This is a genomic window from Rhodococcus sp. C26F, from assembly GCF_053345925.1.
In genome coordinates this window covers 1-15,270 of the sequence record NZ_JBKFBA010000013.1, presented here as the reverse complement: position 1 = coordinate 15,270, position 15,270 = coordinate 1, and the positions used below count along the sequence as shown (strand labels likewise).

Sequence of the window (15,270 nt, the reverse complement as noted above, 5' to 3'; positions counted from 1 at the left end):
GAGGAGCCGGCCCTGGTAGCGCCTCGTCACCGCCGTTGTGAGCGCGCGAGCAGCGCCAATTCCATCCTGGACTGGCAGCCGGTGGCCGTGAGGATGCGGGAGATGTACTTCTTGACACTGTCTTCGGCGAGTGACAGTGTCTCGGCGATCTGCGCGTTGGACAGGCCTTCGGCGACGAGATGGACCACCTGTTGTTGCCGCTCGGGAAGTCGGGTCAAGGTAGCAAGGGGCCGCGTGGTGGGTAATCCGCGGGCGATGGCGGACAGTTGGCGGCTGAGCAATCGAAGGGTCGCTATTTCGTGCACGCCGAGCTTGTTGGGCTCGGGATCGAACATGCCGACCAAGGCAGTGTGGCCGCCACCGAGTTCGAGTCGCATCGCAGCGGCAGTTTCCATTCGCCATGTCGAGCGCAGGAAATGCCGGACGTACGCGGCTGCCGCCGGTGGCAGGGGCGTGACCGCCTGCAGTTCCGCCATGGAGGCGACTCCGCTGGTCACCAGTTGTTGCACTGCGGCGCTGCAGCCGAAGACATCGTGGCGGGCCCAACGTTCCTGGTATTCGGGCAGCATTTTCGCTGTTGCCCCTTCGGTCAGTGGGGCGGCGTCCTCGAAGACGGTGTGGAAGGTTGCTCCGGCGAAGAAGGATACGTGTTGCAGGCCGAATTGCTCTTGCAGGGCTTGGACAGTGCGCTCTTTGAAGTCGGGGACGGAGGCCGCATCGGCGCAGCGTTCGAGTACGTCGAACGCGAGCTCGTAATCACGCGGTTCCAGGACTTTGCGTATTGGGGACCTCGTCGACGGGGGTGCGGAACGGGTGTTCCGAAGGCCTGTCGAATTGTCCCCCATAGTGGACTGGGTCACAACGCGCATAGTAGCTAGATTTCGGTCACAGAGTAAGAGTTCATCTGCGTACCCGCCGGTAGGTGTCGGTTGTTGCACCACGGCTCGGTCACTGCACGACTCGAGTGAGGAACAATGTCTGATTCTGAATGGACCAGCCCTAAGTGGGGAGCTACGGAAGTGCTTCCGCTGCCGAGCCGCTTCAACTCCATGGTGCGGACGGTAGCGGCGGACCGTTTCGCAGCAACCGGTGCGCGATGGAAGGACGTCGTCTTCGAGCGCGAATTCGAATTGTTCTCGCGCGCAGACGCGGACGCGATCGAGAGGGAAGTCCTCGACTCCGGCTACCGCTTCGACTTCTCGGCAACGGTGTCACTCGAATCCGAGCCTGAGAAGTACAGGCGCCCCGAACGTGAAACACCCGGATTCGCCGAGGAACAGTCCGCAGACGGCCGTAGGCAGGTCGGTGTCGGTGACAACGTCATCAGCAAGGCGCAGACGGTCGTCGGCCCCGTTGCTCTGATCTCCACCATCGAACAGGTGATGGGCTACCTGACCGATGGGGTGCCCGCCGGCACCATCGCGGTGATCGACGATTCGGGCGGCACCTTGACCGCACCGATCATCGAAGGATTCGCGGGGGTCATCTGCCTCGGCGGCACGGTCCGCTCTCACCTGGGGATTCTCGCTCGGGAGTACGACGTGCCCACCCTGATGAACTGCAAGATCGACGAACTCCAGGACGGAGATCTGGTCGAGCTCGAAGTGACCGCGGCACCTCCCGCCTCGGATGCATACGAAACCGGCGACATCGGGCACGCCCGAATCTGGCTGATCGAGAACGAGGGCTGAAACATGACGAACCTGAACTACCGGTCCCTGCTCGAGACCAACAACTACGTGCGGAATCTGTCCGACACCACCTACTGGCTGTGCATCACCCGCACGGTGCAGGAATCGAAGCTCTTCCCGATGAGCCCCTACATGCTGCTGAGCTATCTCAACAGCTTCTACCGGCTGCCCACCCAGCTGAGGGAGATCGATGCGATCACTCCCGCAGAAGAACTCGGCGACCGTGCACGCGAGGTCAGTCTCAAGGTCAACACCGTCAACGGCGCCTGGGGCATGCCCACCTTCTACCTCCTCGGCCGCGAAATGCTGATGAACTGGGGCCTGATCCGGCCCACGGACGCAGTCGACGACGTCGTCGACGTGCTCGACTTCTCGCGACGGTTCAACCTCGCATACCACCGCAACGACGGTCATCTCACCAACAAGGAATTCGGCGACCGCAGCCAGTTCCTGCCCGAGCGCACCGTGCAGGTCTTCGAAGCCGACCTGCATGGGGTCACCCCCGGCGACCGTCTGCACACTGCAGCCACCAAGCTCATCGCCCAGTTGTCGCAGTTCGCGTTCCTCGCGCACTGCGAGTGCCGCATCGGCCTGCACAACAGTGGGCCGTACAACTTCGGCAATGACCGACAGATGATCGTGCGGGACTTCTTCGATCTCACCGAAGGCGACTATCCCTGGCTGGACGGCATCGCGACGCGACTGCCGTTCAACAATCTGACGATCCCGATTGTCTTCAAGGACACGAACTTCCACCTGATGGATGACTGGGCGTCGTTCGAAGCCGAGCCGAGCTACAACGCCTCCAACATCGTGGCGATCGGCATGTACAGCTCCGATGCCCTGACCGACGGTTATGTGCCGGTCGGGATGGACAATGCCGACACCTTGGCCGACACCATGGAGCAGTACCGCGAAATCCTCAACGAAGCGACCACCGACCTCTGGAAGCGCATCGCGTCCTGGTCCCGGGAACAGATGATCGACGCCGGCGCCCTCGTCTACTCCTCGGTGGGCAAGGATTTCGCACACCTGGCAGGAACCTACCGCCAGGACGACTGGCTCCAACTCGACGAACGCGTCCAACGCTTCAAGCCTCTGATGAACGACGAGTACGGACGCGACCACCTCGGCGAAATGGTCGGCCTGCTCGGACTGCCGCACCAGTCCGCCAACGAATACACCATGGCGCGCTACTCGTCGCAGAACCGGAACATGATCAACGGCATACCCTATTCGGTACTCACCGATGACGACTATGCCCCGACCGTAGGTAACCACTTCGCCGGCTCGAGCAGCCTGCCCGTCAAGACCGGACTATGGACAACCAGCGCCGGCCGGATCGACATCGACGACTACAACGCGCGAGCGCGCGGGTTCACCCCGGCAGTACTCGACGGTGCGCACCGCTACCACGACGAAGAATGGGTGAAATGGCACCACGGTAGCGAGCAGGCCGACGAGCTCTACCGCCTCACCCAGCGTGGCTCGCGCAATCTCGAGGGACGCGGTTCCGCACTCAGTCGTGCCGACCTGCCTGGTCTCGGTGACCCGAAGGGCGACGACCATGCAGATCGGTGACCTGATCCGACGCGCCGGCGCGCAGTTCGGTTCAGCACCGGCGTTGATCCACGAGGACCGGGTGGTGAGCTTCGCCGAATTCGACGAACTCACCGACCGGCTCGGTAACGCCCTGCTGGCCGGCGGTCTCACAGCTGGCGACCGGGTTGCAGTGCTCATGCCCAACGGCATCGATGGCGTCGTTGCTTACTATGCGATCGCGAAAGCGGGATTGGTTCGAGTTCCGCTCAACGTTCGCGAGACCGCGTCCGAGCACGCGTACAAGATCGACGATTCGCAGGCCCGCGCCCTCATCCACGCAGGAGACCCGCCTGCATCGGTCGAGGTGATGATCACCGCCGACGAACTGCCCGGCCTCATCGCGGGCGCCTCGCCCGGCCCGTGCGACATACGACGTGAGCAGGATGCACCGTTTCGTCTGGCCTACACCGGTGGGACAACCGGAAAACCCAAAGCGGTGGTCCTGACCACGCGCAGCGAACTCGCGGAGGTGGCCAACTTCCTGGTTGATCTGCTGCCCAACCTCCGACCGGATTCGGTGATGCTTCATGCAGCGCCCATCACGCACGGTAGCGGTGCGTTCTTCCTGCCGCATCTGGTCAAGGGCGCTCCGAACGTGATCCTGCCGAAGTTCACCTCCGCAGCCTTCCTCGAGGCAGCACAAAAATACCGTGCCACAACGACTTTCATGGTGCCGACGATGATCGCGCTGCTTCTCGAGGATCCGGACACGGCGACAGCGGATCTCACCCTCGAGCGCCTGTGCTACGGCGGGGCTCCCATTGCTACCAGCGTGCTGCAGCGTGGTCTCGATCTGCTCGGCCCGGTCTTCGCCCAGCTGTACGGGCAAGCGGAAGCTCCGCTGGCGATCACATGCCTGCAACCGTGGGAACACACCCCGGAGCGGCTCACCTCCGCCGGCAAGCCGTACACCTTCGTCGAGGTCCAGATCCGCGACACCGACGGTAACGTCCTCGGTCCCGGGGAGGTGGGAGAGGTTCTCACCAGAGGTCCTCACACCATGAGCCGGTACTGGCGACGTCCCGAGGCGACCGCCGAGACGATCGAACCGGACGGGTGGCTGCACACCGGCGACATCGGACGGTGGGACGACGACGGCTACCTGCATCTGCTCGACCGTCGGCACGACGTGATCATCTCGGGCGGCTTCAACGTGTACCCGCGTGAGGTCGAAGACGCCCTGCTGACCCATCCCTCTGTGATCGAAGCAGCGGTTGTAGGCCTTCCCGATGACAAGTGGGGTGAGCGGGTCGCGGCAGCCGTGGTCACCCGCAGCGAAACGCATCCCGAGGAGATCCTCGAGTTCTGCGCGGACCGGCTGGCCGGATTCAAGCGCCCGCGTGCCATCGAAATCTGGCCCGCAATCCCTACCAGCCCCGTCGGCAAGTCGCTACGCCGCGAAGTACGCGACCGCATGGCCGCGGCCCGGCAGTGACCCGCCGACCAGCACCGAAAGGACCCCATCATGCTCGATCCGTACGAGCTCACCGTGCACACCCTGACTCTGCGCCAACTCGGCTCCGCCGAAGATCTCAGTGAGATCAACGGTCTTGCGGTCGACGACGTCGAAGCGGCCCTGGAGAAGGCCGTCGTCGAAGGCACCATCATGGCCGCGCGCGGCAACAACATGATCACCCCCGCGGGCCGTGAATTCCTCGACACCGTGTACCCGCGCACATTCGCTGCGCTACGGGCCGACACGGCTGTCACAGCAGCAATGGATGCCTTCGAAACGGGCGTGAACAAACAGATTCTCGCACTGACCACCGACTGGCAGACCATCGAGATCGACGGCGATCGGGTGCCCAACGACCACGGCGACCAAGACTACGATTCCAAAATCATCACCAAGCTCGGCCGGGTGCACGAGAAGACCTACAAGGTCCTGCGCCCACTGGCCGACGCGGACCCGCTCGTCGATCGATTCCTCGACCGGATCGGCGACGCTCTCGTCCGCGCGGAAGGCGGCGAAACCGACTACGTCAGTGGGGTGCGGGTCGACTCGGTGCACACCGTGTGGTTCCAGATGCACGAGCACATTCTTCGGCTGACCGGAAGGGAACGTCCGGAATGAGTACCACAACGAGTTTGCAGTGGCTGGTCGTACCGGACGAGGTCGCAGCCGAGCCGAGCCGGGATCTGGTGGGTGGAAAAGCATGGAGTCTGTGGCGCATGCGGTCCCTCGGACTGCGGGTTCCTCCTGCCTTCGTCGTCACCACCGAGGCCTGCACGGCGTATTTCGCTGACGGTCACATGCCCGAGGGTCTCGACGAGGAGCTGGCCGCGGGAATCCGTTTCCTGGAACACAAACTGGGCCGTACTTTCGGCGGTAGCGAACGCCCGTTGCTCGTCTCGGTGCGATCGGGTGCTGCCATCAGCATGCCCGGCATGATGGACACGATCCTCGACCTGGGATGCAACGACACCGTCGAGGCCGCCCTGGCTGCCGAGAGCGGCGATCCGGATTTCGCGGCCGAAGTGCACCGCCGATTCACAGGGTTCTACGGTCGGCTGGTGCTGGGGTGCACCGAAGACCTCGACGACTTGCCCGACACCACCGCCGTCCGTGCGGCCATCGCCGAGGACGTCGACGCGACCGTACCGGCAGACCCGTGGGAACAACTCCGCGCCGCTGTGGCCGCGGTGTTCGAGTCGAGTCGCTCGCGACGTGCGCTGGCCTACCGCAAGCACTACGGCATTCCCGACGACCTCGGAACGGCGGTCACCATCCAGGCGATGGTCTTCGGCAATCTCGACGACGACTCCGGTACCGGGGTGCTCTTCACCCGTAACCCCGTCGACGGCACCCGAGAGCCCTACGGTGAGTATCTGGCCAAAGGGCAGGGTGAGGACGTCGTCTCCGGCCGGATCACGCCGGAACCGTTGTCCTACCTCGCCGCTCGCTGGCCTTCGGTGCACGCCGAACTTCTCGAGGCTGCGGAGTGTCTCGACCGTGAAGGTCGCGATGCGCAGGACATCGAGTTCACTGTCCAGAGTGGCGAGCTGTTTCTGCTCCAGTCGCGCCCGGCGAAGCGGACCGCCCGAGCAGCGGTGCGCATCGCGGTCGAACTCGTCGACGAAGGCGTCCTCGAACCGGACGAAGCACTGTCGCGAGTGACCGCCGATCAGATCCGGACCCTGTTGCGGCCCGAGATTGCGTCCGGTGCCGCTGACGACGCCGAGGTGCTTGTCAGTGGTGTGCCTGCCAGCCCCGGAGTGGCGACGGGACTGGTGGTCGACACCCCGGAAGCTGCGCAAGCCACGCCCGGTTCCATCCTGGTTCGCAAGTCGACCAGTCCCGACGACGTGCACGGGATGATCGCCGCGTCTGCGGTGATTACCGAGCAGGGCGGGTCGACCTCGCATGCGGCGGTCGTCAGTCGGGCGTTGGACACACCGTGCGTCGTTGGATGTGGCGCCGGCACGGTCACGGCTCTGGTGGGCCGTACCGTGACGGTCGACGCGACGACCGGTCGCGTCTACGCCGGTGAGCTGCCGACCTCGGCCGTGGATGAAAGTGAGGACGACGATCTGCGCCGCCTCACCGAATGGGCCGAACGCGCCGCACCGCTGACGGTGAGCACGACTGCCGTGCTCGAGCCGGTATTCGACGCGGACGCCACGGCTATCGACGATCTCGGCGAGAAACTGCCCGATATCCCTGCCGGCACCAAATCTGTTCGCGGAGGGATTTTCTGCGCCCCCGACGGTGTGCGCGCCGCCATCGACGCAGGCGTCGAGGAGATCGTCACCGCCCACCGGCTTCCGGTGCTACTCGCTGCCGTCGCACACCACAGGAGAATCTCATGACCACACCGGAACGTGTCACCTACCGCGACGTGCGGGAGATTCTGCGTACCTTCCGCGACTCCGGCTGGGCCGCGATGACGCTGGAAATGGACGGAATGCGCATCACCGTCGGCAAGGACGGTCCGCCGACGCCCCCGGCACGACCTGTTGCCGATGTACCGACACCGGCCCGGCAGGTCGCGTCGACGACCGTCCCCGCGGTGACGCACACACCGCCGGCCGACACAGCCGATAGTGCGAACGCCGCCGATACGGTACCTGTCGTGGATGCCCCGGTCCCGGCGGCGCCGGCGGACACCAGCGGGTGCATCGAGATCACGTCACCGACCGTCGGTGCGTTCTGGGCGGCACCGAGCCCGGGTGAACCACCGTTCGTGCAGGTCGGTCAGAAGGTCGAGGCCGGCGAGCAACTCGCCATCGTCGAAGTGATGAAGCTGATGAATCCGGTCGTTGCGCCGCAGAGCGGCGAGATCGTACAGATCTGCGCCACGAACGCCGATCTTGTCGAGTTCGACCAGGTGCTGTTCCTGATCAGGCCGACCGATGACTAGCCCTTCGAGCCTGGCAACCACGGTGTCCGAAGGCTTTCCCCTGCAGCGAGTACTCGTTGCCAATCGCGGTGAAATTGCAGTTCGGGTCATCAAGGCGTGCCACGCACTCGGTATCGAAACGGTGGCTGTCACCTCGACGGTGGACAGAGCTGGCCTTGCGGCCCGCACGGCGGATCGAGCGGTATGCATCGGCCCGCCGCCCGCCGGCGACAGTTATCTGTCCATTCCTGCAGTGCTCACCGCCGCACTCGGAACCGGATGTGACGCTGTACATCCGGGCTACGGATTTCTCTCCGAGAATCCCGAGTTCGCTGCGGCGTGTGTTGCCGAAGGGCTGGTGTTCGTCGGTCCTCGCCCCGACGCGGTAGCCGAGGCGGGGGACAAGGCGCGGGCACGGGAGTTGGCGCGTTCGGCGGGGATACCGGTGCTGTCGGGATCACCGGTGCTCGACTCGACCGAGGCTGCAGTCGCAGCGGCCGCAGAACTGGGCTATCCGGTCCTGGTCAAAGCTGCTGCCGGCGGCGGTGGGCGCGGCATGTCGGTCGTCGAGAACGAAGCCGAACTTCGCGCACGCTGGTCGTCGGCCGCCGCCGAAGCACAGTCGGCGTTCGGTGACGGCCGCACCTATATCGAACGGTTCATCCGCAGTGCCCGACACATCGAGGTGCAGGTCCTCGGCGACAAGCATGGCTCGGTGATCCATCTCGGTGAACGCGACTGCACGCTCCAGCGCCGTCACCAGAAGGTGGTCGAAGAGTCGCCGGCACCGAACCTGCCGGAGAAGGTGCGGCAGGATATCCGGCGCAGCGGCGTCGCCTTCGCCCAGGCACTGGGGCTCGACAGCGCCGGCACCGTGGAGTTCATCTATGACGCCGACACCGAGGAATTCGCTTTCCTCGAATTCAACGCCCGGATCCAGGTCGAGCACCCCGTCACCGAGATGGTCACCGGCGTGGACCTGGTCGTCGAACAACTGTGCTCGGCGGCGGGTATTCCGCTGCGGTTGACCCAGGACGACATTCACATCGTCGGACACGCTGTCGAGGTCAGAATCACCACCGAGGATCCGGCACGTGGATTTCTTCCCAATCCCGGCACGGTCACCCGATGGGAGCCGCCGAGGGGGGAGGGGATCCGCGTCGACAGCCACTGCGAAGCCGGCTATGTCGTTACTCCCTACTACGACTCCCTTCTGGCCAAGATCGTCGCGCACGGCCCGGACCGGGACACGGCCGCGAACCGCATGGTCACTGCACTGGGAGACCTGGGCGTCTCCGGCGTCCCCACGACCGCAGGATTCGCTCGGGTAGCGCTCGACCATCCGGACTTTCGGGCGGGAGCTGTGACCACCGACTGGATCGCCTCTCGGGGCCTACCCCACTACTTGGAGAAGATCTCATGAGCTATCTGGACTGCGCCCCGCGCAATGCCGACGGCAGCCGCCGCACGATCGACATCGTGGACCAGACCTTGCGCGATGGTCCGCAGAGTTGGTGGGGCATGCGCCTGCGCAAAGACATGGGCTTACCCATGGCCGCGGAACTGGACCGCACGGGCTTTCACACCATCGATCTCGTCGGAAGCTCCATCTTCGAGGTGCTGGTGCGGCACTGCAAGGAGGATCCCTGGGACCAACTGATCTCGCTGTCGAAGGCCATGCCGAGAACCACGGTGCGGGCCGGCACTCGTAGCAACGGCATCGTGACCTTCGGGCTCACGGCAGACAGTGTGATGGATCTGTGGGTGCAGCGGTTGTGTGCACATGGCATCGGCAGCTTCTGGATCTACGACGGACTGTTCAACATGGACAAGATCGGTCGGCTGGTCAAGACGGTGCAAGCCGAAGGTGCCCAGGCAATTCCGTGCATCCTCTATGCGGACACGCCCTATCACACCGACGAGTACTACGCTGCTCGCACTCGTGAGCTCGTCGCAACCGGTGCGGACGGGATCGAGCTCGAGGACGCTGCCGGTCTGCTCACCCCCGAACGCACGCGGTCGTTGATCGCGGCGATCAAAGGCGCAGCCGGCGATCTGCCCGTGGAGATCCACTTCCACAGCAACAATGCGATGGCACCGGTGAACTATCTCGAGGGTGTGCTCGCCGGCGCCGACCGCGTGCACACCGCCAGTCGTCCACTGGCCGCTGGTGTGTCTTTACCCTCCACCGAGAACACGGTGGCGAATCTGCGCTATGCCGGGTTCGACATCGATCTCGACGACTCGTACTTCGCTGCCGTCGAGGAGCACCTGCTTCGCGTGGCCGACTACGAGGAGTTGCCGGTCGGTCAGCCCGCGGAGTACTCCTTGTTCCAGTATCGGCATCAGCTGCCCGGCGGGATGGCCGGCACGTTCAAGGCGCAGCTGCGTGATCGTGGCATGGAGGACCGTTTCGAAGAGGTACTCGACGAAATGTCGGTGGTACGCGAGGAACTGGGCTATCCGGTGATGGCGACGCCGTTCTCGCAGTTGGTCGGCACGCAGGCGGTACTCAACGTGGTGACCGGATCGCGCTACTCGGTCGTGCCGGATGAGGTGATGATCTACGCCAACGGCTTCTACGGTAAGCCCGTCGCTCCTCTCGATCCCAATGTCCTCGACAAGATCATGAGCTCGCCCAAGGCAAAGAGTTACGAGAACTGGGAGCCCCCGCAGCCCAGCCTGGCAGACCTGCGTGCGAAGTTCGGTGGCTCGATCAGCGACGACGAGCTGATTCTGCGGCTTCTGGTGCCGGAAAACGATATCGACGTCATGCGCGCGACCCCTCGACGTCAACGTGACTTTTCCCCGACGAGCAGGCAGACGCGGTACATCCAGGAACTGGTCGAGACCGCGGTCGGTGCCTACTTGCACATCGAAGCCGGCGACTTCTCGCTGACATTGGAAGGCGACCACTGATGAGCGAGCTCGGAGTGGGTCGACCCACCAAGCGGCGGGCGGGTTCGGCGGTCGGCGGTCTTCCGGTGGCCGACCCGCGGCCGATCTTCGACGGCGAGGCCGTGCTCGGAACACGGTGCACCGAATGCCGATATCCGACTGCCCAGCAAGGACTGCCGTGGTGTCCGGTGTGCTACGGGGCCATGGACGGTGCACGTTTCGCTCGGACCGGAAACGTCTGGTCGTCCACGGTGGTCGCCATCCCGGTCGGCACGCAGCGACCACCGTTCGGTTTGGCCTATCTCGACCTCGACGATGGCCCCCGGGTGCTCGTCCATCTCGCGGAACCTGCCGTGCTCGAACTCGGTGCTCGTCTCGAGATCACTGGGACAGATGACGGCAACCTGGTTGCCTCCAGAAAGGTGCAGTGATGGAACAGGCGATGCTGTGGGGTGTGGGAACCTCCGCCTATGGCCGGTTCCCGGACCGGAGGGTGGAGTCGCTGGCCTGGACGGCAGTGGCTGAGGCGGTCCGGGATGCGGGTATCGAGCCGGGGCAGATCGATGCGATCATCGTCGGCTCGGTGTTCGGTCCGCCGGGGGTGGCCACCCGGGTCCAGCGGGGTCTCGGAATCCCATCCGTTCCGATGTGGACGGTCGAAAATGCTTGTGCCAGTGGAACGAGCGCCTACCACGAGGCAGTCGAAGCGGTACGTCTGGGTAGGTTCGGTTGCGTGCTGGTACTCGGCGTGGACCAGATGTCGACCCTCTTCTCCGGGGCGATCGTCCCCGAGGCCACCGACCCCGAAGGGGCGTCGTCGTTACCGCTGCCCGGCCTGTACGCACTGCAGGCACAACGGTATGTGGGGGAGTTCGGCGTTACCCCCGAGCAGCTCGCGGCCGTCGCCGTGAAGAACAAACGCAACGGCCTGGACAACCCGCGTGCCCAACTGCGGGACGCAGTACCGACAGTGCGAGAGGTGCTGGACTCCCGCATGATCGCGGACCCTTTGACCTTCCTGCAGTGCTGCCCTACCAGCGATGGTGCGGGCGCTGCGATCGTCGGGGGCGAACGAGGCAACCCGAACGACCTGCGTATCGAATCGTCCGTCCTGGTCTCCGGTGCGTTGTGGGATCACCGCAGCGAGGAGGTATGGGGATACGCGAGCGTGGCGCGCGCCGCCGAGAAGGCATTCGCAGAAGCCGGCCGCACTGCTCAAGAGATCGATGTACTCGAAGTGCACGATGCCTTCACGATCGGCGAGATCATCACCCTGGAGGCTTTGGGTCTTGCACCGCGCGGTAAGGGTGCCGAACTAGCCCCCTCCGGGCACACCACGCGTGATGGGGTCCAGCCGGTCAATCCGAGCGGGGGGTTGTTGTCTCGTGGGCACCCCCTCGGTGCCACCGGCATGGCGCAGCTCGCCGAGATCTCGTGGCAACTGCGTGGACGTGCCGGCGCTCGACAGGTCGCGCGGCATCGCGTGGGTCTGGTGGAGACCATGGGGGGAGGAGCGGCCGGAATGGACGGCAACGCCTGCGTGATCACGATCCTGTCGACCCAGTCATGACGTCCTCGTATGCGGGACTGCTGGGGTTTCGGGACCTGGGCGGTTTGCGGACGAACGACGGTGGACGCGTTCGCCACGGCGTGCTCTACCGCAGTGGAACCCCGCAATTCTTGGACCTGCACACAGCCCGCGAGTTGATCGCTGCGACCGGGATACAAGCGACGATCGATCTACGTGTGCCTCATGAGATCGCGGTGGAAGGTCGAGGTCCGCTCGACGAGTTGCGTGTGGCCCATCTTCCGAACCCGTTCAGTATTCCTGACACAGTCGCGTCGGACTCGGCTGTGGCCCCTATGGTCGGCGACGATCCTCTCGTCACGAGATATCTTTCGTACCTGGAGGCAGATGCAGCGGGGGCGGTGGCGGTGCTATCCCGGTTGCTCGAGCCGGCCACGCTGCCGGTGCTGGTGCACTGCACTGTCGGCAAGGACCGAACCGGAGTCGCGATCGCGCTGGTGCTTTCTGCCATCGGCGTGCGGCGTAGAGACATCGTCGCCGATTACGCGGCCGCTCCCGAGGACGTGGTCGCGTCGATGCGCAGATTGCGTGAGATGGCCTCGTACGGTCCTGCGGCCGATCTGTACCCGCCGGAAGCGTGGACTGCTCCGCCGGATGCGATGGAACGCTTTCTCGACCGCGTCGATCGCGAGCACGGCGGAGTGTCGGCGCTCCTTCAGCGTCATGGGGTCGGGCCCGATGAGGTCGAAAGGTTGTCGAAGCTTCTCGTTACCTATGACATCACTGAAACGGAGGAAGACCATGCAGGTGAATGAAAGTCGAGTCATCACCGCTGACCCGGCGACGGTATGGAAGATCGGCGGCGACACCGCGAATGTCGCGGATTGGATTCCCGCGCTGGAAAGCTCGTATCAACGTGAGGATATGCGGTACACGACGTTCGCCGGTGGAGGTGGTGAAGCCGTCGAACGGATCGTCGAGCACGATGATCAGAAGAGGCGTTACGTGTACGACTACGTCTCGGGCCCTTTGCCTCTCGAGTCGTACCGGTCGGTCTTCGCTGTGGTCGATCATCCCGAGGGTGCACAGATCACCTGGGACGCGGATTTCAGGGGTGCTTCCGCTGAGGAGGATGCTGCGCTGGCCCAAGCGATCTCGGAGATCTATCGTGCGGCACTGGACGAATTGGAGAACCGCGTCGTTCGCGATCGGGTATGAGTGATTCCTGAAGACGATCGATCCCTTCGGCCGAGCACGGTCGAAGGGATCATCGTTTCCACAAGCGTGAGGACGCTATGTTCCAGGGATCGTCATGACGCCGGTTCGTCATCCTCCCGGTATGTGTCCACGAGACGGTCCCGTTTCTCGTACGCCATATCGAGGGCGAGGCTTTCGAGTTCTGCCACGATATGGAGGATCGAATGCGCCGGATGTCCGAGGTTCTCATCGGGCCGGGGGTTGCGGGTCATTGCTTTCCTCGCTGTCGTCATGCCGCGTGTCGTCTGGTCGGAAACGGAGACGCCGTGCAAGCGAAACAATTCGAGGTTGCACGTACTCGAGTCGACCAATTCGTCGAGTGTGCTCATACTATCTGCGGTAAGCGAATCCTTCACAAAGATTCCTATGAAAAGCCCTGTGGGAGATGGTGCTTGAAACTGATACACAGCACCTGCGGAGCGCAGACTGGTGGCCTGGGTGCACCACCCCCGGGGGTGTCTGGCATGGAGACGTGATCGTCGCGTGCCGCTGACACATCTTGACCGCGATATTCGAGTATCGGGGGATAGGTGTTCCTGCCGCGCTGAGCGACGTTGTGCAGGCCAGATGCCGTAAGTGCCGTGGCTGCGTACGCGAGTGTCGCGATCCCGTAGGCGACCACGTAGTTGCCCCGCTGTCGAGACATGCCCGGCGGGTCATTGTGATTCCAGTCATATGCAGGTACTCGTCGTACCCACATGGAAGGAATCCTCGGATGACACTCACCGCGCCTGTTCCCTCGACCTATCAGCAGCGTGCTCGTGGAGCTGAGTATCTCGCTCGTGCCCGTGAAGTAGCCAAGGTCATCGACGCCGAAGCAAACGCTATCGAAGCCGGGGCGACGATCACGCGGCCTGTCTACGACGCGCTGGCCGAGGCAGGCTTGTTCTGGATCCTGGTACCGGAGGAGTACGGGGGCGCCGGCCTCGACATCGTCAGCGCCTTCAAAGTCATTCAGGAGCTCACGCGCGCCGACGGCTCCACCGGGTGGGCGTTCATGGCCAACTCGTGCAGCACCGGTGTGGCAGTCGGTTACACGAATCCCGAGGGTGCTCGCGAGATGTTCGCCGGGGTCGACAAGGGCATCACCGCAGGAATGGTCGTCCCTACGGGTAAGGGGGTCCGCGTCGAGGGTGGCTATCGCGTCACCGGCCGCTTTCAGTTCGCCAGCGGCTCGGCCCATGCATCCTGGATCGGTGCCGGTTTCGTCGTCCACGACGACCAGGGCAATCCCATCGTCGATGCGGACGGTCAGCCCGAGGCCCGCATCGCGTGGATTCCCAAGGAGAAGGTCGAGTTCCTCGGCAATTGGAGTGTCATGGGCATGGTCGGCACCGGTTCGTACGACTACCAGGTGAACGACGAGTTCGTGCCGGAGCGTTTCACCATGGATACCTTCTCGACCGTTCCCGTCCGCCCCGAAGCGGTCTACAAGCTCGGTCTCCTGGGCATCGGTGTCGGTGGCCACGCACCGGTGGCGCTGGGGCTCGCCGAGCGCGCCCTCGAGGAAATCGCCCGCATCGTGTCGGGGAAGGTGCGCCCCGGATACGACGGTTTCGTCGGTGACTCCGATGTCTTCCGGATCGAATTCGCGCGTCACGAAGCGCTGTTCAAGGCTGCGTGTGCTTTCGTCTACGAGGTGTTCGGGGACGCGGAGGACACGGCGGCGGCAGGACTGCCCATCTCGGAGGAACAGCACGCGCGGCTGCGGCAGGCTGCGACCTGGGTGCAGGAGGTCGCCGGCGATGTCGTGATGTTTGCGCACCGTTGGGCCGGTAGCGCGACGGTGCGTACCCCGAGCGTTCTCGGGCGGTGTGTGCGTGATGCTGCGGTCGCCACACAGCACGCCTTGATCGACCGCATGACGTTGAGCGACGCCGCCGGGGCGATCCTGCCCGGCTACCAGCAGGGCTGATCGGCGCTCTGCCACGGCCGTTCGCCCGGGTCGTGATGG

At 64.3% G+C, this 15,270-nt stretch carries 15 protein-coding genes; 13 read left to right on the top strand and 2 right to left on the bottom strand.

Features of this window, described 5'->3' with window-relative positions; translation table 11 throughout:
- Positions 1–26: 26 nt before the first annotated feature.
- Positions 27–860: a response regulator transcription factor gene (locus ACLBYD_RS15595; protein WP_447817155.1), complete on the bottom strand. Its 834-nt coding sequence runs from the start codon at positions 858–860 to the stop codon at positions 27–29.
- Between the two features lie 114 nt (positions 861–974).
- On the opposite strand from ACLBYD_RS15595, the gene ACLBYD_RS15590 reads away from it, so the two are divergent.
- From ACLBYD_RS15590 to ACLBYD_RS15535, 12 genes are read left to right on the top strand one after another with little or no spacing between them, the layout of a single operon-like run.
- Positions 975–1,691, top strand: coding sequence for a PEP-utilizing enzyme (locus ACLBYD_RS15590; protein WP_447817154.1), 717 nt, complete (start codon positions 975–977; stop codon positions 1,689–1,691).
- A gap of 3 nt (positions 1,692–1,694) precedes the next feature.
- Positions 1,695–3,272 carry a hypothetical protein gene (locus ACLBYD_RS15585; protein ID WP_447817153.1) on the top strand — a complete coding sequence of 526 codons (1,578 nt, stop codon included), beginning with the start codon at positions 1,695–1,697 and terminating at the stop codon, positions 3,270–3,272.
- On the top strand, positions 3,259–4,728 hold the full coding sequence (locus tag ACLBYD_RS15580; RefSeq protein ID WP_447817152.1) for a class I adenylate-forming enzyme family protein: 1,470 nt from the start codon (positions 3,259–3,261) through the stop codon (positions 4,726–4,728). The genes ACLBYD_RS15585 and ACLBYD_RS15580 overlap by 14 nt, the downstream gene beginning before the upstream one ends.
- A gap of 30 nt (positions 4,729–4,758) precedes the next feature.
- A complete protein-coding gene (locus ACLBYD_RS15575; protein ID WP_447817151.1) occupies positions 4,759–5,367 on the top strand; it encodes a hypothetical protein in 609 nt (202 codons plus the stop codon).
- Positions 5,364–7,103, top strand: coding sequence for a pyruvate, phosphate dikinase (locus ACLBYD_RS15570; RefSeq protein WP_447817150.1), 1,740 nt, complete (start codon positions 5,364–5,366; stop codon positions 7,101–7,103). The genes ACLBYD_RS15575 and ACLBYD_RS15570 overlap by 4 nt, the downstream gene beginning before the upstream one ends.
- Positions 7,100–7,654 carry an acetyl-CoA carboxylase biotin carboxyl carrier protein gene (locus ACLBYD_RS15565; protein ID WP_447817149.1) on the top strand — a complete coding sequence of 185 codons (555 nt, stop codon included), beginning with the start codon at positions 7,100–7,102 and terminating at the stop codon, positions 7,652–7,654. Before ACLBYD_RS15570 ends, ACLBYD_RS15565 begins: the two co-directional genes overlap by 4 nt.
- The gene (locus ACLBYD_RS15560; protein WP_447817148.1) at positions 7,647–9,056 is read left to right on the top strand and encodes an acetyl-CoA carboxylase biotin carboxylase subunit; all 1,410 of its coding nucleotides are present in this window, start codon (positions 7,647–7,649) and stop codon (positions 9,054–9,056) included. Before ACLBYD_RS15565 ends, ACLBYD_RS15560 begins: the two co-directional genes overlap by 8 nt.
- Positions 9,053–10,552, top strand: a complete 1,500-nt coding sequence (locus ACLBYD_RS15555) for a carboxyltransferase (protein ID WP_447817147.1) — start codon at positions 9,053–9,055, stop codon at positions 10,550–10,552. Before ACLBYD_RS15560 ends, ACLBYD_RS15555 begins: the two co-directional genes overlap by 4 nt.
- On the top strand, positions 10,552–10,962 hold the full coding sequence (locus ACLBYD_RS15550; RefSeq protein WP_447817146.1) for a Zn-ribbon domain-containing OB-fold protein: 411 nt from the start codon (positions 10,552–10,554) through the stop codon (positions 10,960–10,962). The genes ACLBYD_RS15555 and ACLBYD_RS15550 overlap by 1 nt, the downstream gene beginning before the upstream one ends.
- Positions 10,962–12,101, top strand: a complete 1,140-nt coding sequence (locus ACLBYD_RS15545; protein WP_447817145.1) for a thiolase family protein — start codon at positions 10,962–10,964, stop codon at positions 12,099–12,101. The genes ACLBYD_RS15550 and ACLBYD_RS15545 overlap by 1 nt, the downstream gene beginning before the upstream one ends.
- Positions 12,098–12,874 (top strand): tyrosine-protein phosphatase, encoded by a 777-nt coding sequence (locus ACLBYD_RS15540; protein ID WP_447817144.1) that lies wholly within the window; start codon positions 12,098–12,100, stop codon positions 12,872–12,874. The genes ACLBYD_RS15545 and ACLBYD_RS15540 overlap by 4 nt, the downstream gene beginning before the upstream one ends.
- A complete protein-coding gene (locus ACLBYD_RS15535) occupies positions 12,861–13,277 on the top strand; it encodes an SRPBCC family protein (protein WP_447817143.1) in 417 nt (138 codons plus the stop codon). The genes ACLBYD_RS15540 and ACLBYD_RS15535 overlap by 14 nt, the downstream gene beginning before the upstream one ends.
- 92 nt (positions 13,278–13,369) lie before the next feature.
- Here the strand turns inward: ACLBYD_RS15535 and ACLBYD_RS15530 are convergent, their stop codons facing one another.
- On the bottom strand, positions 13,370–13,645 hold the full coding sequence (locus tag ACLBYD_RS15530; RefSeq protein WP_447817142.1) for a hypothetical protein: 276 nt from the start codon (positions 13,643–13,645) through the stop codon (positions 13,370–13,372).
- Between the two features lie 386 nt (positions 13,646–14,031).
- Here ACLBYD_RS15530 and ACLBYD_RS15525 point away from each other — a divergent pair, with 386 nt between their 5' ends.
- Complete coding sequence (locus tag ACLBYD_RS15525; protein WP_145692519.1) at positions 14,032–15,231, top strand: acyl-CoA dehydrogenase family protein; 1,200 nt, start codon at positions 14,032–14,034, stop codon at positions 15,229–15,231.
- The last annotated feature ends 39 nt before the right edge of the window (positions 15,232–15,270 follow it).